This window comes from Methylobacterium sp. C25, from assembly GCF_021352225.1.
GTDB lineage: Bacteria > Pseudomonadota > Alphaproteobacteria > Rhizobiales > Beijerinckiaceae > Methylobacterium.
The window spans coordinates 121,674-142,773 of sequence record NZ_JAAUVI010000009.1 but is presented as its reverse complement, the minus strand read 5'-3'; the positions used below and the strand labels follow the sequence as shown (position 1 = coordinate 142,773).

Genomic DNA, 21,100 nt, shown 5'->3' with positions numbered 1-21,100 from the left:
GCTACCCGTTGCTGCGTGCGACGCCCGGCGGCGTCCAGACGATGTCGGAGACGCGGATCGCCCGCGGGATGATCTTCAGGGCGTGGAAGCGGTCGGCGATGTGCTGCTGCTCGGCCGTCACCTCGGGGGTCATCGGCGCGATCACGTATCGGATGCGGCCGACCGTCCGCTCGGTGGCCGCCAGCGGCACGCCGGTGATGCGCGACAGGCTTTTCGCGACCGCGCCGCGGTTCGCCTCGCACCAGGCGGCCACGGTGCCGAGCGCCTCTATCGCGGCCGCGACACGCTCGGGGTTGGCCTCGACGGTGCTCTTGTTCGCCAGGAAGAAGTTGTTGGTCGGCGTGATCTCGGAGGCCTGGGCGAGGATGCGCACGCCCTCCCCCGTCTCGGCGATGGCGAAATACGGATCCCAGACCGTCCAGGCGTCGACGGCGCCCCTGGCGAAGGCCGCCGCGCCGTCGGCCGGCGCCAGGGTCACTGGCTCGATGTCGGCATAGGACAGGCCGGCCTTCTCCAGGGCGGCGATGGTGAGGTTGTGCGCGCTCGAGCCCTTGGCGAAGGCGACCCGCTTGCCCTTGAGATCGGCCAGCGTGCGGATGGTGGAGCCCTTCGGCAGCAGGATCGCCGAGCCGGAGCCGCCCTTCGGCTGAGACGCGGCGTAGACGAGGTTCGCCTTGGCCGCCTGGGCGAAGATCGGCGGCGCATCGCCGGTCTGGCCGAAATCGATGCTGCCGACGCTGATCGCCTCCAGCAGCGGTGGCCCATAGGAGAACTCGACCCAGTTCACGTCGACGCCGAGGCTCTTCAACCGCGTCTCGATCGCAGCCTGCTCCTTGGCGACGGCCAAAATGCCGTTCCTCTGGTAGCCGATGCGCAAGACGGCGCCCTCCCCGGCCCGCGTCACGCGGCTGGAGAGCGAACCGGCGGCCGCGAGGGCGCCGGCCAGCGCGATGCGTCGTGTGATCATGGCGCGGGTCTCTATTCGGCTGCGGCGAGGCGGCGGCCGTCGCGCCGAAGGTCGAGATCGAGCAGCACGTCGAGTTCGGCCGCAGCGCGGGCGATGCGCTCCAGCACGGTGGCGTCGGTGACGCGGCCGTCCACGATCTCGGTGTCGCCAGCATAGACGGAGGTGGGCACGGTCTGCGCCGAGAAGAAGCCGAAGAGCGGCCGCAGGGCGTGCTCGACCACGAGGGCATGGCGCGGGCCGCCGCCAGTGGCCGCGAGCGCCACGGGCTTGCCCACCAGCGCCTCGGGATGGACGAAGTCGATGAGGTGCTTGAACAGGCCGCTATAGGCGCCCTTGTAGACGGGTGAGCCCACGATCAGCGCGTCGGCGTTCTCGATCGCGTCGATGATGCGGGCGGCCGGCAGCGGGAGCGCGTCCCGGCTCGCCACGGCGATGCCCTGCCCCGCATCGACCACGTCGAAGATCTTGAGGTCGATGGTGCGCAGACGCGCGACCTCCGAGGCCACTGCCTCGACGAGGGTACGAGTGCGCGACGGGCGACGGGCATTGCCAGAAAAGGCAACGATGCGAACAGGCATCTGTGGGCGTCCAACTGAGCGAGCAGCCTGGAGGCGAAGGCCCAGACTGGATCTGAGGTTGCGTAGAGCCAGAAGCTTCCGACAGCAGGCACGCCGAGAGTCGCGAGGACGAACTCGGTTAGCGCCCATGAAAGACTGTGACTGAAGATTGTGAGAGCGTTGTTGGCCCGCATCGGGCGTTCGTTACAACGAACAATATTGTGGCTAGACTTGTATGGTCAATAAACTGATCTTGCTTTGTGTGTCGCGGTATTGCAATGAAATGATCGCCCGAAGCGTCGGAAGGAGAAGAATTCCTCTCCATCGCAGATCGTCTGGGTTCTGACCGAATCTGCTGCAGGACACTTTGCGCTCTGGAGGGCGGCGAGCGCAGCCATGCGAGCGTGTCCGCCCCCGCCATCATTGCGCTGCAACACGCTTTTCCCGTAAGCAGGCGTTATTCGCCTGGACCCGGTGCAAGCCCGGGTGGCTCTTCCGGCCGCCGATCCGCCGGATCACGCATTCGAGACGTCTCCTGACCTGCGCGCGGACTGCGCAGAGGCCGATCTCCTGCGGAAATTTTCATGCTGTCATCGTCATCTAAACTCGCGCGCGAATGGGTCTCCAACCTGCGCGGCGATACTCTGTCCGGCATCGTCGTCGCGCTGGCGCTGATCCCCGAGGCCATCGGCTTCTCAGTGATCGCGGGCGTCGACCCCAAGGTCGGGCTCTACGCCTCCGTCGTGATCGCCTGCACCATCGCCTTCGCGGGCGGCCGTCCGGCGATGATTTCCGCGGCGACCGCCGCCACCGCGGTCGTCATGGTCGATCTCGTGCGCGAGCACGGCGTCCAATACCTCTTCGCCGCCACGATCCTGATGGGGCTGCTGCAGATCCTCGCAGGCTTCCTGAAGCTCGGGCGGCTGATGCGCTTCGTCTCGCAATCGGTGATGACCGGCTTCGTCAACGCCCTGGCGATCCTGATCTTCCTGGCGCAGTTGCCCGAACTGACGCATGTGCCGCCGGCGACCTACGGCCTGATCGCGCTCGGCCTCGGCATCATCTACGGCTTTCCGCGGCTGACCCGCGCGGTGCCCTCCCCGCTCGTCGCCATCGTGGTGCTGACGGTAATCACCGCCGTGTTCCACCTCGACGTGCGCACCGTCGCGCATCTCGGCGCCCTGCCCTCTGCCTTGCCGAGCTTCGCCATCCCGCAGGTTCCCCTGACCTTCGAGACCCTGCGCATCCTGCTGCCCTACGCGGCCACGCTTGCCGCCGTCGGCCTGCTGGAGAGCCTGCTCACCGCGCAGATCGTCGACGACATGACCGACACGTCTAGCTCCAAGAACCGCGAATGCGCCGGCCAGGGCGTTGCCAACATCGCCTCGGCCTTCTTCGGCGGTATGGGCGGCTGCGCCATGATCGGCCAGTCGGTCATCAACGTCTCCTCCGGCGCCCGTGGGCGGCTCTCGACGCTGGTCGCCGGTGGCTTCCTGCTGGTGCTGCTCGTTGCGCTGCAGGATCTTCTCGCCGTGGTGCCGGTGGCAGCGCTGACGGCGGTCATGATCATGGTCTCGCTGAATACCTTCTCGTGGCGGTCGCTCGCGGCCCTGCGCACCAACCCCCTGCCCTCCTCGGCGGTGATGCTGGTGACGGTGTTGGTCGTGGTCGCGACGCGCGATCTCGCCATCGGCGTGCTCGTAGGCGTCTTGCTCTCGGGCGTTTTCTTCGCCGGCAAGGTCTCGCGCCTGAGCCGGGTGAACTCGGATCTGTCGCTCGACGGCGAGACCCGGACCTACCGGGTCACCGGCCAGGTCTTCTTCGCCTCGGCGCGGACCTTCGCCGACGCGATCGACGTGCTGGAGCCGCTGGAGCGCATCGTCATCGACGTGCACCAGGCGCATTTCTGGGACATCTCGGCCGTTGCCGCTCTTGATCGCGTTGTGCTGAAGGCCCGCGCCCGCGGCCGTACGGTCGAGGTCGTCGGGCTCAACGAGGCGAGCGCGACGCTCGTGGAGCGCCACGCAACGCACGACAAGGCCGGAGCGGCCGCCCTCGCCGCACACTGAGCCCGCGTTGGGGTGCGCCTGGTTGTGCGGCTATGTGCGAAGGACGAGGCCTTTAGCGTATTGGCCGGCTCTGGCGACATACCGCTCGGCAAGGCTGCGTAGCCCTTCGGCGCTGGCTGGATCGAGGGTGCGGACGGCCTTGGCCGGCATGCCGACGATCAGGCTGTCATCCGGAAACTCGGCGCCCTCCTTCACGAGGGCATTGGCGCCGACGATGCAGTTTCGCCCGATCCGCGCTCCGTTCAACACGGTCGCCCCCATGCCGATCAGCGAATTGGCTCCGACCGTGCAGCCGTGGACGATCGCGCGATGGCCGACGGTGACGCCCTCGCCGATCGTCAGCGGGAAGCCAGGATCCGAATGCAGGACGGCGCCATCCTGGATGTTGCTACCGGCGCCGATGCGCATCTCCTCGTTGTCACCGCGCACCACGGCGCCGAACCAGATGCTGGCGTGGGCGCCGATGCGCACGCGACCGATCACGTGCGCGCCCGGCGCGATCCACACGGTCTGATCGTCGAGAACAGGCACGACATCGTCGAGCGAATAGACGGACATGAGCGCTTTCGTCATGGAAGGGAGCGGCACCATGGCCGGGACGCTGACAAATAGCGCGAAGGCGCCGACATGGCAGCGCCGGCGCGGTGGCAGTACGGGCCACACTCTGCCACTACGAAGGCCGCCCATCCAGGCCTCGTGAAGACCGAAAAATCCCTATGACCGATGCCCTGATGCGCAAGGTGTCCTGGCGGCTGCTGCCGTTCCTGATGCTCTGCTACTTCGTTGCGTATCTCGACCGGGTGAATGTCGGCTTCGCGGCGCTGACCATGAACCGCGATCTCGGCCTGTCGGCCGAGGCCTACGGCTTCGGGGCCGGCATCTTCTTCTTCGGCTATTTCCTGTTCGAGGTGCCGAGCAACGTGATCCTGGAACGCGTCGGTGCACGTGCCTGGATCGCGCGGATCATGATCTCGTGGGCGCTGATCTCCGCCGCGACCGCGTTCGTCATCGGCGAACGATCCTTCGTCCTGGTGCGCTTTCTACTGGGGCTCGCCGAGGCCGGGTTCTTCCCTGGCATTATTCTCTACCTGACCTACTGGTACCCGTCGGAGCGGCGCGCCGGCATCGTCGGCACCTTCATGATGGCCGTGCCGATCTCCGCGGCGATAGGCTCGCCGCTCTCGGCCTGGATCATGGCAGCGGCGGATGGCGCCCACGGGCTCGCCGGCTGGCAATGGCTCTACCTGCTGGAGGCGGCACCGAGCCTGCTTCTTGGTTTCGCCGTGCCCTTCGTTCTCACCGATCGGCCCGCAGCTGCCTCTTGGCTGACGCCCGAGGAGCGTGATGAACTCGCGCGCGAAATCGAGCGTGACCGGCAGGCCACGCGGCGCCCGGCCCTCGGTCTGAGGCAGGCGCTGGTCCATCCGCAAGTGCTTGCTCTCGCCCTTGTCTATCTCGGCCTCAGCGCCGGCCTCTACGGTGTCGGCCTGTGGCTGCCGCAGATCGTGAAGGGGTTCGGACTTTCGACGCTCGAGACCGGATTCGTCACCGCGGTCCCCTATCTCGTCGCTGCCGCGGGCATGGTGGCCTGGACGCGGATGTCGGACAGGCAGGGCGAGCGCATTTGGCACGTCGCCTTGCCGGCCTTCGCGGGTGGCCTTGCGCTCGCCGTCTCCGGCCAGACCGGTTCGCAGGTCCCGGCCATGGCACTCCTGAGCCTCGCGACCCTCGGCGTCTTCTGTGCGTTGCCGACGTTCTGGACGCTGCCTACCGCGCTGCTCTCGGGCAGCGCCGCAGCCGGAGGCATCGCACTGATCAACGCGGTCGGCGGCCTCGGCGGATTCATCGGGCCGTACCTCGTCGGCTGGATCAAGGACGCTACCGACCGATTCGACCTCGCGCTCGCCGCCATCGCGGGCCTGATGATCGCAGCCGGCCTCCTGACGCTGATCCTCGGCCGCGCGATGCGCCACGGCTGATGCACCTTAGACGCCCGTACGACGTGCAGGCGGTGCTGTGGACAACTCGCAAGGACAAGCTTTTGCCCCGATTGGGGCGTGCCATGCCGCAACGAAACCACTCAGGAAGGCGGACATGGTGATCCTGAATCCGCTCACGGGCGAACTCGTCGAGCTTCCCACGCCTCCGCCGAAGCCGAAGCAGGCGTAAGGCTGCAGAGGTTTTTTCGCCCTATCCGCGAGGTGGCTCGAGGTCGATCCGGAATCGGGGGTGCCGTCTGTGAGCAGCCGCCATGGACTGGAGATCCGCGCGGCGAACGAGGCCGATGCCCCCGGTCTCGCCGAACTGCTGCAGGCAGCGGGATGGCGCGTCCTGCCTCCTGTCCTCGCCGAGCGGCTCGCAGCCCTGAGGGGCGACCGCGGCGCCGCGTTGATCGCGTTGGAATGGGGACCGCCGAGCGGACTCGTCGTGTTCCACCGCTACCGGACGCTCGATGCCGACCTCGCGACCGCGCAAATCACGACACTGCTCGTCGGACCCGACGAGCGCCGACGCGGCATCGGCCGGCTGCTGCTCAAGGCGGTCGCCCAGGCGGCCCGCGTCTCCGGATGCGGCACCTTGGGGCTATCCGTCACCGCGGAGCAGCAGGAACTCGCGGGGTTTTGCAAGGCGACGGGATTTTCGGAACACGATACTGGATTCGTCAGGGCGTTGAGGAAGAAGGGACAGTCGCGGGAGGCGTGAAGTCCAGGCCACCCTTGGCCCGCCCCGCCGCAGTGTCGTAGCTTACCGAGAGTTCGTCAGCCCGAGTTCGACGCGACCGCTGCCGCAGCAATCGACGCATCCGATGCGGCTAGGATGAGGACGGAATGCACGACATCGGCGACGGCCATCCCCACGATAACGAGCACCCTCACCCGGACGAGGCCGACGCTTCGGCCGAAGCGCGCGAGCGCTGGAAGCACGATGGCGTGCGGGTGATACCGGGTGACGGGCTCGATCCCAACACGGCGCAGACCCCCGGCATGTACCGCCAGGCCGCGATCAACGCCGCCCGTGTGGGTGCCCAGAAGATCTGGGCCGGTACGGTGGCGATCGAGCCTGACGCCAAGACCGGCGTCCATCATCACGGCGCGCTGGAAAGCGTGATCTACATCGTCTCAGGCAAGGCCCGCATGCGCTGGGGCGACAGGCTCGAATATGTCGCCGAGGCCGGACCCGGCGATTTCATCTTCGTGCCGCCCTACGTGCCTCACCAGGAGATTAACGCCTCGACCGACGAGCCACTCCATTGCGTGCTGGTGCGCTCGGACAACGAGGCGGTCGTGGTCAACTTGCCCGACGTCGAGCCGATCGAGCGGCCCGAGACCGTCCACTGGGTCGATCCGATCCACAAGCGACCTTAGGCGAGGCAGACGGGAGACAGTCTGGCGTCATCGGTGTCAAGGGCTGTATGCGACGCTCAGGCCAAACTCGCCCAGACAAAAAATAAGATGCGGCTTGCCTTTCGCAGTAATCAGCTTGCACTGGAAAACATATTTGCAAAAGATGCGTATGTCTGAAGTTTATATTTAGGATCAATCAGATTTTAACGCTGTTAATATTGGTTAGAACCTTGGGCGCTTGGTCGAGTTGATCCTTCATCTTTGGAGGATCCTCATGTCGACATCCCTATTTTCTGTGCTCGGCCAACCGGGACGTTCTTTCGAGTGGCTGACGGCGCCCGACGCCCTGATGTCTTCGACGGCGCTCTCGAGCAGTGAACTCGGGGTGCTCGGGCCCATCCTCTCGACGGTCGAAAGCGGCCTCGACCTGACCTCGACCGATTCCGGGACATTGGGTCTGCTAGGTCCGGTGATCGCCAACGCCAATGATGCTGTTCTCGATCTGCATGCTTCGCTGGAAGATACAGGCCACCAGGTCACACCACTGAACGGTCCGATCCACGCACTGACCAACCTCGGCGAGACCATCGGCCTCGGTAAGATCGGCGAGCCGGATCATCTTCTCACCGACGTCGTCCACCTGCCCCAATCGATCCTCGACGGCGGCGGCCTGGCCTCCGTCGCTCCGGCGCTCACGGATATCGGGAGCGTGCTCGGTGCCGCCGATGGTCTCGCTGGATCGATCACCGGGGCCGTCGCCGGGAGCAACCCGCTCGCTTCTGACGGCCTGCTCGCTCCCGTCTCGGCGGTCGTGAACGGCACGGCATCCGGCCTGCAGCAGGCGCTGGATGGGCTTGGACAAAGTGTAGCGCCGCTCGGCGATGCGCTGCACGGTGTAACAGGGTTCACCGATAGCCTCGGGCTCGGCGGCCAACTCGGAATCCCCGGGAACCTGCTGACCGATGTCGTGGGGCTGCCGGGGGGGCTGTTGGGCGGCCAAGGCATCGATGCGCTCTCGCCGGTCGTGGCGGATCTCGGCAACGTCGTGGGGTCGGCGACGGGGCTGCTGCAGGACGTGCTGCACGTTCCGACGAGCCTCGTCGGTGACCTCACTGGCGCGGGTGGCATTCTCACGCCTCTGACATCGCTGGTCGGCGGCCTGACAGGTGATGGTGGCCTCCTCAGCCCCGTCACCTCGATCCTCGGCGGCGTGACTGGCGACGATGGCGGCCTCACCGGAGATCTTCTTGGCACCGGTGGCGCGCTCCAACCGGTCGCCGGCATCGCCAATGGGGTGATCGACACCATTCATGCCAATTTCGAGAATGTCGGCCACGACATGCCGCTTCTGAACGATACGATTCACGACGTGATCAATCTCGGCAATACGGTCGGTCTTGGCACCCTCGGCGAGGGCAACAACCTGCTCACCGACGTCGTTGACCTGCCGGGCAGCATTCTGAGTGGCGACCTTGCGGGCAGCCTCGATCATGTTGTCGGAGACCTGGGTAACGTCGTGGGCGCTGCCGGCGATGTCGTCGGCAGCCTGCCCGGGGTGCTCGGCGGTCTGACGGGCGGCGGCGACGGCTCGGCTGGCGGCCTCCTGTCACCCGTCACGTCCATCCTCGGCGGCCTCACCGGTGGCGACCAGGGATCTCCCGTCGGTGGCCTGCTCTCCCCGGTCACCTCGATCCTCGACGGAGTGACCGGTGGAGACCATGGCTTGCCGGGCGGTCTCCTCACGCCCGAGACTTCGATCCTCGACGGTGTCGCGAGCGGTGGTGACGGCTCTTCCGGCGGCGGTCTTTTTTCCCCCCTCACCTCTCTGCTTGTTGGCGTGACGGGTGGCGGGGATGGTTCGTCCGGTGGTGGTCTCCTCTCTCCGGTGACGTCCATTCTGGGCGGTATCGGGAGCGGCGCCGACGGCACGCATCCGCTGATCGACATTTCCGCCGGCCCCACCACATCGACGCCGATCGCGAATGTCAGCGTGCTGACGCCGCAATCCGACACCAGCCATGCGATCCAGGTCGGTGCCATCGGCGTTGGAGCGGATCAGCCGAGCCTCGTGAATGCGAGCCTGCTCGACGGTGACAGCCTGACGCTGCCTGCCTTGGGCAGTGGCGGAGCGGATTCGCTGGTCGGTCACGCGCTCGACCTCGTCCACGACACTTCGGGGCCGACAAGCCCAGACACGTCGCAGCATACGGGGCTCGATCTCGGCCTCGCCGCGATCGACCTCGGCGGCCATACGGATCTCCACCACACCGATCCGACGCCGCACTCGTCAACTGGCGGCCTGCACCTGCTCGGCCTCTGAGCGAGCAAGCCCCCGCCGCTCATGGCGGCGGGGGCTCTCCCAACGTCTCTGCCTGACGCGCCGCGCGCATCCCCTCAATCTGGACCCATGACGTGAGCGAAGACCGTGTGCTGCGCGTTGCCAAATCCCGTGAGTTCTGGAGCGCTGCACGAGCCGGCCGCGGCGCCTTGCTGACGGTCATCGGCATCAGTGGTCTCATCAACCTGCTGATGCTGACTGCCCCGGTCTTCATGCTCCAGGTCTATGACAGGGTGCTGCCGAGCCGCAGCCTCGCGACCCTCGTCGGGCTCGCCGGCATCGCGCTGGTTCTCTTTCTCGTCCAGAGCGCTTTGGAGGTGTTTCGCGCGCGCATCCTGTCGCGCTTCGGACGCCTCGTCGACGAGCGGCTCGGCGACCGCATCTTCCGGCACCTCCTCGTCCGCGGCTGCGAGATGCCCCGCACCGACGACGGCCCCCAGGCCCTGCGCGACCTCGATACGGTGCGTGGCTTCCTGTCGAGCATGGCCTTCACGGCCTTCTTCGACCTGCCCTGGGTGCCGCTCTACATCGCCGTCTGCTTCCTGTTTCACCCCTGGATCGGCCTGACCATCCTATGCGGCGCCGTCGTGCTCTGCGGGCTGACGATCCTCACCGACTGGGCGCAGGCCGGCCCATCCCGCCAGGCCGTGCTGGCGGGAAGCGAGCGGCGCTCCTTCACCGACATGGCGCACCGCACCGCGCCGCTGCTCTCGGCGCTGGGCATGCGCTCGCGGATCGCCGATCTCTGGCAGCAGCGCGCGCAAACGAACCTCGACGTCGCCGGCTACGGCAACGACCTCGCCATCGGCTTCGGCGCGAGCGCGCGGCTGATGCGGACGGTGCTGCAATCCGGCATCCTCGGGCTCGGCGCCTATCTCGTGGTGCGCGAGGAGGCGACGGCCGGCGTGATGCTCGCCGCCACCATCCTGTCGGCCCGGGCGCTGGCGCCGGTCGACCTCGCCATCGCCAACTGGAAGTCGTTCTCGGCGGCGCGCCAAGCCTGGACCCGCCTCGTCGCCTTCCTGCCGCGCAAGGCGGGGGTGGAGCTCACGCCCTTGCCGGCGCCCCGCGAAAGTCTGCGGGTGACGGCGCTCTCCGTCGCCATTCCCGGCACCGACACACTGGCACTCCACGACGTCAGCCTCGCCCTCGCACCCGGCAGCGCGCTCGGCGTGATCGGGCCTAGTGCCTCGGGCAAGTCGACCTTCGCGCGTGCCCTCGTCGGCTTGGCGCGAGCGAGCCGCGGCGTCATCCGTCTCGATGGAGCGGCGATCGACCAATGGGATCCAGATGCGCTCGGCCGCGCCATCGGCTACTTGCCGCAGGACATCGAGATGTTCGACGGCACCATCGCCCAGAACATCACCCGGTTCGACCCGGAGCCCGATCCCGAAGCGCTGCTCTCCGCTGCGCGGGCGGCCGGCGTGCACGAGATCGTGCTGCGCCTGCCCGGCGGTTACGACGCCCGCGTCGGCAGCGGTGGGCTCGGCCTGTCCGGCGGCCAGCGGCAGCGGATCGCCCTGGCGCGTGCGCTCTACGGTGATCCGTTCCTCGTGGTGCTCGACGAGCCCAACTCCAACCTCGACGTCGAGGGAGACCGGGCGCTGGCCGCGGCCGTGCAGGCGGTGCGGGCGCGTGGCGGGATTGTCGTCCTCGTCGCTCACCGGCCAAGCGCGCTGACGGCGGTCGACCGCATCCTGGTCCTCGGCGACGGCCGCGTGCAACTGCACGGCCCCCGCGACGACGTGCTGGCGAAGCTCGGCGCGCTGACCCGGCAGCAGCCCGCGAGAGTCGCATGAGCACCGAAGCGGATCTCACCCGCGGCACCCGCCGCTCCCTGCGGCGGCACATGGCGGGCGTGCTCGCAGTGATCGCAGTGGCGACGGGCGCCGGAGCCTGGGCCGGCACCACCGACCTCTCCGGCGCCATCATCGCCACCGGTTCGCTCGTGGTCGAGACCAATATCAAGAAGGTCCAGCACCCGACCGGCGGCGTCGTCGCCGAACTGAACGTGCAGGAGGGTGCCCGCGTCCAGGCCGGCGACCTGCTGATCCGCCTCGACGCCACCACGGCCCAGGCGACCTACGACAGCGTCAGCAAGAGCCTCTTCGAACTATCCGCCCGCCGAGCGCGCCTGGAGGCCGAGCGCGACGGACTCGACGAGGTCGATTTCCCCGCCGAACTGACGGAAGCTGGCCCGGACGTCGCCCGCATCGTCGAGGGCGAGCGCCGGCTGTTCCACTTCCGGCGTGACGCCCTCCAGGGTCAGAAGGCGCAATTGAAGGAACGCGTCGGCCAGCTTCAGGAGGAGATCAAAGGGCTCACCGAGCAGGCCGCCGGCAAGGAACAGGAATCCGCGATCATCAATCGCGAATACGAGGGTGTGCAGGATCTCTGGAAGAAGAACCTCATCCAGCTGACCCGTCTTACCGCCCTCGAACGTGACATCTCGCGGCTAAAGGGCGAGCGCGGCCTGCTCGTCGCCAATATCGCCCAGACCAAGGGCAAGATCTCCGAGACCGAGCTGCAGATCATCCAGCTCGAGCAGAACCTGCGCAGCGACGTCGCCAAGGAACTGGCGGAGATCCGCGCCAAGTCTGCGACCCTCACCGAGCAGAAGATCACTGCCCTCGACCAGCTCAAGCGCATCGACATCCGCTCGCCGCAGGGCGGCTACGTGCACGAGCTCTCAGTCCATACCCGCGGCGGTGTGATCTCGCCGGGCGAGCCGATCATGCTGATCGTTCCGACCGCCGATTCCCTCGTCGTCGATGTGCGCGTCGCACCCCAGGACATCGACCGCCTGCGACTCGGCCAGGGCGCCGGTCTGCGCTTCCCGAGCTTCGACCAGCGCACGACGCCCGAGCTGAATGGCCGCGTCACCCGCATCGCCGCCGACGTCAGCGAGGACAAGCGCACGGGCAGCTACTACTACCTCGTCCGCCTCGGCGTCTCGAAAGACGAGCTCAGCCGCCTCGACGGGGCTAAGCTGATGCCCGGCATGCCGGTGGAAGCGTTCATCCGCACGGCCGATCGGACAGTCTTCTCTTACCTCACAAAACCGCTGGCCGATCAGGCCCGGCGCGCGTTCCGCGAAAAGTGAGACGGCCGCGCCGCCGAGGTCTTGCCTGATCGCGCGGGGCTCCCGTCAGCCTTGGCGCTATCGCGTGAGTGTAGCGCCGGGACACGCCCTCCGTACGGTTTTCACGCGAAGCTCTCCCGACAATCGCGAACTGACGATCGTTCCCGGCGCTTACCAAAAGGACGGACGGCGGCGGCGATAGCCGGGATGTGCGGCCCAGGCGCCCCGCGGGCGGTAGGACGAGTAGCTGCCCATATGCTCGCCGGCGTAGCCGCGCTCGATGCTGTAGGCGTTGTGGCCCGGTTCGATCAGGGACGGGTTCTGAAGTTCGGCCCGAAGACCGGAATCGCCCGATCCATTCGCCAAGGCGGCCGAGCTCCCCAGCGCAGCGAACAGCACGGTGGCGGGAACAATGATGCCCTTCATGATCGGCTCCTGTCTCATGCAAGCGCTATTGAAGCGCTCTTGCCTCGATGGAGCCGAGTATTTTACCGGATACTGTGAGATCCAAGCAGAGTTTTGTGAATAAAAGTTCCGATTTCAAAACTTATTGTCGTTCGGAGATAGAAATGAATTCGTTTTGGAAAGAAAATTGGATTTTAATTGGCGCGCATCCACTCCGGCGTTAACAGGAAGAACAATCCGATCCCGCCGGATTGTTGATGTGCCAACGGAGCTTCTCCGGATTCCGTTGGACGAGCGGCACCCACCGCTTTTTTCGAGACCTGAAATGACTAGGGCCAGTCGGCATTCCGGCTGGCCCATTTTGTTTGGCTGAGTTCGGGCGGACGAATCGGCAACGAGCGGTGCCAATCCGAGGCGAGCGTCGACGAGCCGTGGCAAGGCGGTTTCCGGACATGCGGAGCCGGAGCGCGGTTCGGACGACTTGCAAGATTGGGCGACCGATGGCGCGGCGAGCCGCCGTCCTGACGCCGGGCTCGCGGCCATGGACGTCATCGGCGTCTGCGCCGGTCAGCGCATGCGCAACATACAGTCCGATCCCTCCTCGAACCTGCGCTCGAGGAGGGATCGGACGTGGCGGGATGATATGGGAGGAAACCCGCTGCGTCTCAGAACGGATAGTAGCGAAGGGAGGCGAGGCCGATGACCATGTGGGCCGAGGGGTCGACACCGGCCAAGCCGCGGAAGGCGTCGCGGGTGGTGTAGGACACCTCGCCGCCTGCGGCCACGCGGCCGTAGCTGCCCTTGTAGACGTCATGCCAGAAGCCGCCGGCGATCTGCTTCACATCGCGGCTCTCGGCTTGGCAGGTCGCTGCAAGCGCGCCTTCGATATCGCAGCCGGAGTTGTTGAGCGTCGGCGAGCCGTAGCCTGAGAGGCTCAGCGCGCCGGTCCGTTCGGCATGCTCCCAGCCGGCATAGGCGTAGACGTCGAAGCCCGGAGAGACGTGCCCGATGAGACCTGCGAGTGTCTGGAACATCGGAATCGCAACCACCGATCCATCCGCGCGCAGGGCGACGTCCGGCAGTTGCGCCGAGCCGTATCGGCCGATGCCACGCCCGAACAAGCCGCTCAGCTGGAGATCGAGATAGTCCCGGACGATCGGCATGGTGGCCGAAGCGCCGATCCCGTAGCCCATGTCGTCGTAGGAATGTCCGATGGCCCGATCGTTGAACCAGCGTGCGATGCCCTTGATCTCGTAGTGCCCCCAGCCTGGCTCGAAGGCGAGTTTGGCCGACACGTCGGGTGCCTGGTTCACGGAGTAAGTGGTCGTCGAGTTGTTCAATCCGGCGGGATCGCCGGCATTGGTCAGATTGATGCCGGCCGGGACGACGAACGCTCCGCCGGGCACGAGCGTCTGGGACGCCTCGAGCGCGGCCGCAGCCCAGATGCCCGGTGCGACGTTATCCACGACGCGAACCTGGGGCATGCGAGCCCAGTTGAAGCCGGGCACGAACTGGGCGTCGATCGTCAAAGGCGTCTGCTCTTTGGTGGCCGTGATGCCCGAGAGGTTCGTGGTCATGAGCGTGTAGGCCTGACCCGCCAGGACCTGGATGCCGAGATCCTTGTCGTCGAAGGCCGCCCAGAGCTGGCGAATTCGCGGGACATAGCTGTTGGATTCACGGTTGTTCGATGTCACCGCGGCGCCGAGGAAGTCCGCCTCGCCATAGGCGGAAATCTTCAGGCTCGGATCGATCATGGCGGTGACGAGGCCGGAGATGCGGCTTTGCCGGGCGCTGAACCGGAATTCACCCTCGTGAGCCAGCGGCGAATTCCGGAAGGGGATACCGCCGAAATTGCTGCCGATATCCGCCGCTTCGTTCGGGTTGCGATAGAACCCCGTCAATTCGAGGAAGCCGCCCGGCGTGAAGCAGACGTGGCCGACAGGGATCGCCGGGCCTTCGCACAGGGCCTCGGCCTGCAGGAAGGCGGGAGACCGACCCTCGGAGCCTGGAATCCCTTGCACGGCCTCTTCCCGCCGCGCCATGCGCGACTGATGCCCGGGACCGATCGACGTGTTCACGGCAGGCCCGGTCGGCCGCCGCTTCAGCATCGAGATCTCGTGTTGCATGGCGGCGATCTGCTTCTGCAGCGCCTCCAGTCTCGCATCCGTCGCATCGGCCGCCGCCGAAGCGGCCCCTGTCAGAAGTCCGCAGGCGATCGTTGCTCCGACGCACGATCGGAGCATCCAGGAAAGACGGTTCATAGCGAAATCAGCCCCAGCCCAAGGTGTTGTAATGCCGTTTCGATGAGTCGATCGGCATTTACAGTGAATATTTAAGAGATGCTGCGGTTCATCATCAATTAAAACATATTTTATTTTCAAAACCAGGGTTTATTTGCGGGCTATATTTTGCAATCGTTACTTGTAAGGCTGGGTTTTGTCTACGGTTAGGAGAGCGGCTTATCTGTGCCCCATATGCGAGAGCAGTCGATGGCGGCGCGCAGCGCAGTCGGCATCGAAGATGTCGCAGGCCCGCGGATAGCCGGGTGGCTCCGCCAGCATGACCTGTCCGCCGATATCGCCTCGCGAGTGCTCCTGAGACCAGACTGACTTCGGATCGAAATAAGGGTCCGAAGTGTAGCTGTTCATGAAAGCCCCGCCTGCCGGGATTCGGCTTTCGGCGAAAGCGGGGCTGGCGCAGCCGAGGAGAACGGCCGCCAGAGCGGCCGGGAGCGCAATGCGCATGGTCTGACATCCAAGATCGAAGGGGGATGGCCGCCTTGGCGATCGACGTCGCGACAGCCTGGAAACGGATCGAATCGGAAGACCTCGCCCGAGCGGATTTCGGGCGAGGTTCGCTTACGGGGCGCGAGGGCTCATTCGCCGCCGATCAGCATGCGGGCCGGGCCGCCGGTCTCGCTTCCGCGGCCGCGCTCGTACCAGGGCAGCGCCGGGTTCTTGGCATTGGCGCTGTCGTCGTCACGCTCGCCGCCGATCCACGCGCGGCGCGAGGCGCCTTCGTATTCGCGCGGGGTCTCCGCGAAGCCGGTATTCACGTAGGGGCCCGGCTGCTCCTCGCGGACGGCCTGGGCATGCTGGCTGGTGTGATGAATGGCGTGATGCAGCAGAGGCTGGGCATTGGCGCCGATCGAGAGAGCGCACAAGGATCCGAACGCGAAAGCGGCCGTCAGCACGGAGCGGGACGAGAGGGACATTCGATTTTCTCCGGTAATCTATACTTTGTTAGTCGAGCGTCCGGCGTGTGAATATTCTCTGCCGATCGCTTGAGACAACAATGCTGCTGATTTTCAAAACGAACAAATGAATAGCGATTTATTTAATTCATAAACTTTCGGTCTTTGAAATCGGATTTATCCTTGAAAGCGTATTCAAAATGCCAGTGGCCGATTTTCCTGAAGTCAGAAGGAGAAAGGTGCTCGGTCTCAGCTCCGCAGGTGGGTGGCATTCTTAAAACAAAAATCGATTTTCAACATTGAAGCCGAATTCATTGGAGACAGCCGAGCCTTCGACTTACTCGATTGTTGTCACCGTGATCGATCGGGTGTCGGCGATGAGCCTTCGGCCTTGGATCGTGATCGCACGGAAGCCTTCGGGCTGCCGGAATCTCCCACAGTCAGAGTCGGCGTATCGCGATGGGTGTCGTTCGGTTTGCCCTGAAGTTTCGCAACAGCTTCTTCGTGCTGGCCGTGCTGATGCTGCTCGCCGGGGCTGGCTCTGTCGTCGTCGCGCCCAAGGATGTGCTGCCGGCCGTCGACATCCCGGTCGTGGTGGTGGTCTGGACCTATAACGGCCTCGACACGACCGACATTGTTCAGCGCATCACCAATTACAGCGAGTTCTCGCTCTCCTCCAACGTCAACAACATCAAGCGGATCGATTCCACCTCGATCCAGGGCACGGTGACCGAGCGGATCTATTTCGATCAGAGCGTCAGCGTCGATCTCGCGATCACGCAGGTGGATTCCGCGATGAATTCGGCGCGCTCGCGCATGCCGCCAGGCGTACAGCCGCCGGTGATCATGCGGTTCTCGGCCTCCTCCGTCCCGGTGATTCAGCTCGCCCTGTCCTCGACCAAGGACACGCTGACCAAGGTCTTCGACTACGCTCAGTACCGCACGCGCCAGCGCCTCGCCGAGGTGCCGGGCTCCACGCTGCCGTCGCCCTATGGCGGCGCACCGCGCCAGGTCATGGTCGATCTCGATCTGGCCGCGCTCCGCGCCGTGGGCATGACGCCGCTCGACGTCACCAACGCCGTCCTGCAGCAGAACCTCGCGGTGCCCTCGGGCCTCGCCAAGATCGGCGAGCAGCAATACGCGATCCGGCTCAATGCCTCGCCAGAACTCGTAGACCAGCTCAACCGTATCCCGGTGAAGGTGGTCGACGGCCAGCCGGTACTGCTGCGCGACGTCGCCCATGTCCGCGACGGCGCTCCGCCGCAGCTCAACGTGGTGCGCGCCGACGGCCATCACTCGGTGCTGCTGCAGATCCTCAAGAACGGCTCTGCCTCGACCCTCGACGTCGTCAACAACGTGAAGAAGTCGCTCATCGACATACGCGCGGCGGCGCCGGCCGGCATGTCGATCACGCCGCTCTTCGATCAGTCGGTCTTCGTCTCCGACGCGATCCAGGATGTGGTGAGAGAGGCGGTGATCGCGGCCGGGCTCACCGGTCTGACCATCCTCCTGTTTCTCGGCTCCTGGCGCTCGACGCTGGTCGTGCTGATCACCATTCCGCTCGCCATCCTCACCTCGCTCAGCGTGATGACGGCGATGGGCGAGACCATCAACATCATGACGCTCGGCGGCCTGGCGCTCTCGGTGGGCATCCTCGTCGACCACGCGACGGTGGCCATCGAGAACACCTACCGGATGTTCGAGGAGGGCCAACCCTTCCGGAAGTCGGTGGTGATGGGCGTCTCCGGCATCGCCAAGCCGGCACTGATCTCGACGCTCGCGATCTGCGCGGCCTTCGTCGCGGTGTTCTTCCTGACCGACGCGCCAAAATATCTCTTCACGCCGCAGGCCGAGGCGGTCGTGTTCGCGATGCTCGCCTCCTACGTGCTGTCGCTGACGCTCGTACCGATCCTGATCGACGTTTTCGTCGCCCGCGAATACGAGCTGCACCATGCCGGTGTCCACGGTTCTGTGGAGCCGACGGGCGCAGACAAGCCCCGCTCGATCCTGAGCCGGATCGTAGGGATGGTCCTGGCAATCATCGCCTTCCCGTTCCGGCCGCTCGGCCGCGCGGCGACCCGCTTCCGTGCCGCCTTCGAGCGGGGCTTCGCCCGCTTCCATGCCGGCTATGTCGGGCTGCTCCACGCGGTGATCGCCCATCGCGTAGCGACGCTCGCCTGCGTGGCCAGCGTCTTCGTCCTTGCGGGCGCGCTGCTCCCCTTCGTCGGCCAGGATTACTTCCCGCAGATCGAGTCGAGCCAGATGACGCTGCACGTCCGCACCCGGCCAGGCATGCGGATCGAGACGACGGAGAAGGTTTTTGCGCAGGTCGAGGACGTGGTCAGAAAAACCGTGCCGAAGGACGAGCTCGGGCTGATCCTCGACAATATCGGCCTGCCGGCCTCGAACTATAACTTCGCGTTCATGGACGCATCCTTCGTCGCCTATAACGACGGCCAGATGCTCATCAACCTGAAGGGCGAGCACAAGCCGATCTCGTTCTACGAGAAGGTGCTGCGCAAAGAGCTGCGCAAGGACTTCTCCGACGTCGTCTTCTACTTCCAGCCTTCGGACATCATCACGCAGATCCTGAACTTCGGAACGATCGCGCAGATCGACGTCCAGGTGACCGGCCGTCACGACGCCAAGGATCTCGCCACCGCCCAGGACCTCGTGAGGCGGATCTCCAAGGTGCGCGGGGCGGTCGACGTCCACCTGCACCAGATCGTCGATGCGCCGCAGTTCTACGTGAACGTCGACCGCAAGCTCGCCTCCGAGATGGGGCTCAACGAGCAGGAGATCGCGCAGAACCTCAACGTCTCGCTCTCAGGCTCCTTCCAGGTCAGCCCGAATTTCTGGGCCGATCCGAAATCCGGCACGCCCTATCAGCTCTGGGTGCAGACGCCGGAATACCGCAATGCCAGCATGACGAGCCTGATGAACACGCCGCTAGCCGTGCGCGATGCCGACCATGGCGATGCCGGCATCCCGATCCTGCTCTCCAGCGTCGCCTCGATGGAGCGCAAGCCCGAGCAGACGGTGGTCAGCCACGTCAACACGCAGCCCACCTACGACGTGCTGGCGAGCGTCCAGAACTCGGATCTCGGCTCCGTGCGTAACGCGATCGAGCAGATCGTCGAACAGGAGCAGGCCGGCCTGCAGGCCCCCGACAAGATCCGCATCCGCGGCCAGATCGAGAGCATGGAAAGCGCCTTCTTCCACCTTGAGATCGGCCTGGGGATCGCGCTGGTCGCCGTCTACCTGCTGCTCGTCCTGAACTACCAGACCTGGGGCGATCCTTTCGTGGTCCTCGCGGCGCTACCGGTGGCCTTCTGCGGCATCGTGATGAGCCTGTTCATCACTGGCACGACCTTTTCGATCCCGGCCCTGTTCGGCGCGATCATGTCGGTGGGCGTGGCCTCGGCCAACTCCATCCTGCTCGTGACCTTCGCCAAGGAGCACCGGGAGGCGACGGGCTGCACCGCGGTCGAGGCCGCCCTCGTGGCCGGGCAGACTAGACTGCGACCCGTGCTGATGACGGCCGCCGCGATGTTCCTCGGCCTGATCCCGATGGCGATCGGCTCGGGCGAGGGCTCAGAGCAGAACGCCGCGCTCGCCCGCGCCGTGCTCGGCGGCATCGCGATGGGCACCTGCTCGACCCTGATCTTCGTCCCCTTCCTCTACACCCTGCTGCGCCGCGGCGCGGTCAAGCCCCTCGAGGACTACGCATGAGCGACATGATGGACCCTGGCGTCCCGCACCCGACGGGGGCCGAGCGTCGGGCGATCGAGGCCGACCCGCTGGGATCGGATCACGCAGACGCCGCCCTGGCCCACCAGGACGTGCCGCCGCCGCGCAAGCTGCCTTTCGCGCTCGCCGTCCTCGCCCTCGGCGGATTGCTCGGCCTCGGCGGCTGGCATCACTGGGGCGAGGTCAGTGCCGCCGAGGAAACCCAGGCGGAGGCCGTGGACTTCGTCCCACAGGTCCGCACCATTGCCGCGAGCCGCGACGATGCGCCGATGCGGCTGACGTTGCCGGGCCAGACGGAGGCTTTCGACAAGGCCGACGTCTTCGCTCGCGCCACCGGGTATGTCGCTGAACGCAAGGTCGATATCGGCTCCCGGGTGAAGAAGGGCGATCTGCTCGTGCGGATCGCCGCGCCCGACCTCGACGAGCAACTCCATCAGGCCCAGGCCCAGCTCGGCCAGATGCAGGCGCAGGTGGTCGAAGCCAAGGCAAACGTCGACCAGGCCAAGGCCGACGTGACGCTCGCCAGCGTCACGGATACCCGGACCTCCACGCTCGCCGGCCAGGGCTGGGCCTCGAAGCAGACTGCCGATACGAGCCGCGCCAAGGTGCTCACCGCGAACGCGACCCTCAACGCGGCGCAGGCGCGGGTGAAGGTCGCGGAAGCCAACCTCGCCGCCCAGCAGGCCACCGTGGACCGCCTCGGCGCCTTGACTGGCTTCGAGAACGTCACCGCGCCCTTCGACGGGATCATCACGGATCGCAAGGTCGATGTCGGCGACCTCGTGCATGCCGATACGGGGTCGAACACACCACTCTTCTCGATCGAGAGCGAAGCGGTGCTGCGCGTCGCGGTCCAGATCCCGCAATACGCGGCGATCGACATTCACGACGGCGTGGCGGCCAGCGTCGCCGTGCCGCAGATGCCGGGCAAGACCTTCTCCGGAACCGTATCTCGGAGTTCCGTCGCGCTCCGTTCGTCCGCACGCACGCTGACGACGGAGGTGGATGTACCAAATGCTGATGGAAACTTGCGGCCGGGTCTGTATGTGGCCGTGAGCTTCGACGTCCCGCGGAAACAACCTAGTGTCGTCATCCCCTCGGAGGCCCTGGTGTTCGATGCGAAGGGTACGCGGGTCGCGGTCGTCGAGCCGGGAGACACGGTGAAGTTGGAACCGGTGGAGATCGCACGAGACCTCGGCACGACGCTGGAGCTGCGCAACGGACTGACCGGCGGCGAGACGCTGGTCCTCAGCCCGCCGGCCGATCTGCAGGATGGGGGCAAGGTCGCCCTGGCTGAACCTGCCGCGATCCGGCCCGTGGCCGCGGTGGAGGCCCGGGCGGAATGACCGGACGACTTTGGACGCCGAACGGGTCTGCACCGTGCACACGGCAAAC

At 66.0% G+C, this 21,100-nt stretch carries 16 protein-coding genes and 1 other annotated feature; of the genes, 9 read left to right on the top strand and 7 right to left on the bottom strand.

Annotated features, from left to right (window positions below; genetic code table 11):
- Position 1: 1 nt before the first annotated feature.
- Both HCU64_RS19440 and msuE read right to left on the bottom strand, forming a co-directional pair.
- Complete coding sequence (locus HCU64_RS19440; RefSeq protein ID WP_233385866.1) at positions 2 to 967, bottom strand: aliphatic sulfonate ABC transporter substrate-binding protein; 966 nt, start codon at positions 965 to 967, stop codon at positions 2 to 4.
- An 11-nt stretch (positions 968 to 978) separates the two neighbouring features.
- Positions 979 to 1,545 carry an FMN reductase gene (msuE, locus tag HCU64_RS19435; RefSeq protein WP_233385864.1) on the bottom strand — a complete coding sequence of 189 codons (567 nt, stop codon included), beginning with the start codon at positions 1,543 to 1,545 and terminating at the stop codon, positions 979 to 981.
- Between the two features lie 443 nt (positions 1,546 to 1,988).
- Positions 1,989 to 2,044: a sequence feature (sul1 is cis-regulatory element that is thought to sense ions involved in sulfur or methionine metabolism; They are found in Alphaproteobacteria), on the top strand.
- A 64-nt stretch (positions 2,045 to 2,108) separates the two neighbouring features.
- Between msuE and HCU64_RS19430 the strand changes: the two genes are divergently transcribed.
- Positions 2,109 to 3,593 carry a SulP family inorganic anion transporter gene (locus tag HCU64_RS19430; protein WP_233385863.1) on the top strand — a complete coding sequence of 495 codons (1,485 nt, stop codon included), beginning with the start codon at positions 2,109 to 2,111 and terminating at the stop codon, positions 3,591 to 3,593.
- A 30-nt stretch (positions 3,594 to 3,623) separates the two neighbouring features.
- Here the strand turns inward: HCU64_RS19430 and HCU64_RS19425 are convergent, their stop codons facing one another.
- Entirely contained in the window at positions 3,624 to 4,151 is a 528-nt protein-coding gene (locus tag HCU64_RS19425; protein ID WP_233385862.1) for a gamma carbonic anhydrase family protein, read from the bottom strand.
- A 158-nt stretch (positions 4,152 to 4,309) separates the two neighbouring features.
- Between HCU64_RS19425 and HCU64_RS19420 the strand changes: the two genes are divergently transcribed.
- The 6 genes from HCU64_RS19420 (at position 4,310) to HCU64_RS19395 (ending at position 12,378) form a co-directional block, all read left to right on the top strand.
- Positions 4,310 to 5,572: an MFS transporter gene (locus HCU64_RS19420; protein ID WP_233385861.1), complete on the top strand. Its 1,263-nt coding sequence runs from the start codon at positions 4,310 to 4,312 to the stop codon at positions 5,570 to 5,572.
- 259 nt (positions 5,573 to 5,831) lie between these two features.
- A complete protein-coding gene (locus tag HCU64_RS19415) occupies positions 5,832 to 6,296 on the top strand; it encodes a GNAT family N-acetyltransferase (protein WP_233385908.1) in 465 nt (154 codons plus the stop codon).
- Between the two features lie 125 nt (positions 6,297 to 6,421).
- Positions 6,422 to 6,958, top strand: a complete 537-nt coding sequence (locus HCU64_RS19410; protein ID WP_233385860.1) for a cupin domain-containing protein — start codon at positions 6,422 to 6,424, stop codon at positions 6,956 to 6,958.
- Between the two features lie 253 nt (positions 6,959 to 7,211).
- Positions 7,212 to 9,257, top strand: a complete 2,046-nt coding sequence (locus HCU64_RS19405; protein WP_233385859.1) for a hypothetical protein — start codon at positions 7,212 to 7,214, stop codon at positions 9,255 to 9,257.
- 92 nt (positions 9,258 to 9,349) lie between these two features.
- Positions 9,350 to 11,074 (top strand): type I secretion system permease/ATPase, encoded by a 1,725-nt coding sequence (locus HCU64_RS19400; protein ID WP_233385857.1) that lies wholly within the window; start codon positions 9,350 to 9,352, stop codon positions 11,072 to 11,074.
- Positions 11,071 to 12,378: an HlyD family type I secretion periplasmic adaptor subunit gene (locus HCU64_RS19395; RefSeq protein WP_233385856.1), complete on the top strand. Its 1,308-nt coding sequence runs from the start codon at positions 11,071 to 11,073 to the stop codon at positions 12,376 to 12,378. The genes HCU64_RS19400 and HCU64_RS19395 overlap by 4 nt, the downstream gene beginning before the upstream one ends.
- A gap of 150 nt (positions 12,379 to 12,528) precedes the next feature.
- On the opposite strand, the gene HCU64_RS19390 is transcribed toward HCU64_RS19395, so the two are convergent.
- The 4 genes from HCU64_RS19390 to HCU64_RS19375 form a co-directional block, all read right to left on the bottom strand.
- Complete coding sequence (locus HCU64_RS19390) at positions 12,529 to 12,783, bottom strand: hypothetical protein (RefSeq protein ID WP_233385855.1); 255 nt, start codon at positions 12,781 to 12,783, stop codon at positions 12,529 to 12,531.
- A 644-nt stretch (positions 12,784 to 13,427) separates the two neighbouring features.
- Positions 13,428 to 15,023, bottom strand: a complete 1,596-nt coding sequence (locus HCU64_RS19385; RefSeq protein ID WP_233385854.1) for a hypothetical protein — start codon at positions 15,021 to 15,023, stop codon at positions 13,428 to 13,430.
- 198 nt (positions 15,024 to 15,221) lie between these two features.
- Positions 15,222 to 15,506 carry a hypothetical protein gene (locus tag HCU64_RS19380; RefSeq protein WP_233385853.1) on the bottom strand — a complete coding sequence of 95 codons (285 nt, stop codon included), beginning with the start codon at positions 15,504 to 15,506 and terminating at the stop codon, positions 15,222 to 15,224.
- A 131-nt stretch (positions 15,507 to 15,637) separates the two neighbouring features.
- Positions 15,638 to 15,976, bottom strand: a complete 339-nt coding sequence (locus tag HCU64_RS19375) for a hypothetical protein (protein ID WP_233385851.1) — start codon at positions 15,974 to 15,976, stop codon at positions 15,638 to 15,640.
- Between the two features lie 438 nt (positions 15,977 to 16,414).
- Between HCU64_RS19375 and HCU64_RS19370 the strand changes: the two genes are divergently transcribed.
- Entirely contained in the window at positions 16,415 to 19,687 is a 3,273-nt protein-coding gene (locus tag HCU64_RS19370; protein WP_233385850.1) for an efflux RND transporter permease subunit, read from the top strand.
- Positions 19,684 to 21,051, top strand: a complete 1,368-nt coding sequence (locus HCU64_RS19365; RefSeq protein WP_233385848.1) for an efflux RND transporter periplasmic adaptor subunit — start codon at positions 19,684 to 19,686, stop codon at positions 21,049 to 21,051. The genes HCU64_RS19370 and HCU64_RS19365 overlap by 4 nt, the downstream gene beginning before the upstream one ends.
- Positions 21,052 to 21,100: the final 49 nt, after the last annotated feature.

Excerpts from the sequence above, each read along its gene's own strand:
- HCU64_RS19440 (WP_233385866.1), bottom strand. The coding sequence starts at position 967 with ATGATCACACGACGCATCGCGCTGGCCGGCGCCCTCGCGGCCGCCGGT.
- msuE (WP_233385864.1), bottom strand. The coding sequence starts at position 1,545 with ATGCCTGTTCGCATCGTTGCCTTTTCTGGCAATGCCCGTCGCCCGTCG.
- HCU64_RS19430 (WP_233385863.1), top strand. The coding sequence starts at position 2,109 with ATGCTGTCATCGTCATCTAAACTCGCGCGCGAATGGGTCTCCAACCTG.
- HCU64_RS19425 (WP_233385862.1), bottom strand. The coding sequence starts at position 4,151 with ATGTCCGTCTATTCGCTCGACGATGTCGTGCCTGTTCTCGACGATCAG.
- HCU64_RS19420 (WP_233385861.1), top strand. The coding sequence starts at position 4,310 with ATGACCGATGCCCTGATGCGCAAGGTGTCCTGGCGGCTGCTGCCGTTC.
- HCU64_RS19410 (WP_233385860.1), top strand. The coding sequence starts at position 6,422 with ATGCACGACATCGGCGACGGCCATCCCCACGATAACGAGCACCCTCAC.
- HCU64_RS19405 (WP_233385859.1), top strand. The coding sequence starts at position 7,212 with ATGTCGACATCCCTATTTTCTGTGCTCGGCCAACCGGGACGTTCTTTC.
- HCU64_RS19395 (WP_233385856.1), top strand. The coding sequence starts at position 11,071 with ATGAGCACCGAAGCGGATCTCACCCGCGGCACCCGCCGCTCCCTGCGG.
- HCU64_RS19390 (WP_233385855.1), bottom strand. The coding sequence starts at position 12,783 with ATGAAGGGCATCATTGTTCCCGCCACCGTGCTGTTCGCTGCGCTGGGG.
- HCU64_RS19385 (WP_233385854.1), bottom strand. The coding sequence starts at position 15,023 with ATGAACCGTCTTTCCTGGATGCTCCGATCGTGCGTCGGAGCAACGATC.
- HCU64_RS19380 (WP_233385853.1), bottom strand. The coding sequence starts at position 15,506 with ATGCGCATTGCGCTCCCGGCCGCTCTGGCGGCCGTTCTCCTCGGCTGC.
- HCU64_RS19375 (WP_233385851.1), bottom strand. The coding sequence starts at position 15,976 with ATGTCCCTCTCGTCCCGCTCCGTGCTGACGGCCGCTTTCGCGTTCGGA.
- HCU64_RS19370 (WP_233385850.1), top strand. The coding sequence starts at position 16,415 with ATGGGTGTCGTTCGGTTTGCCCTGAAGTTTCGCAACAGCTTCTTCGTG.
- HCU64_RS19365 (WP_233385848.1), top strand. The coding sequence starts at position 19,684 with ATGAGCGACATGATGGACCCTGGCGTCCCGCACCCGACGGGGGCCGAG.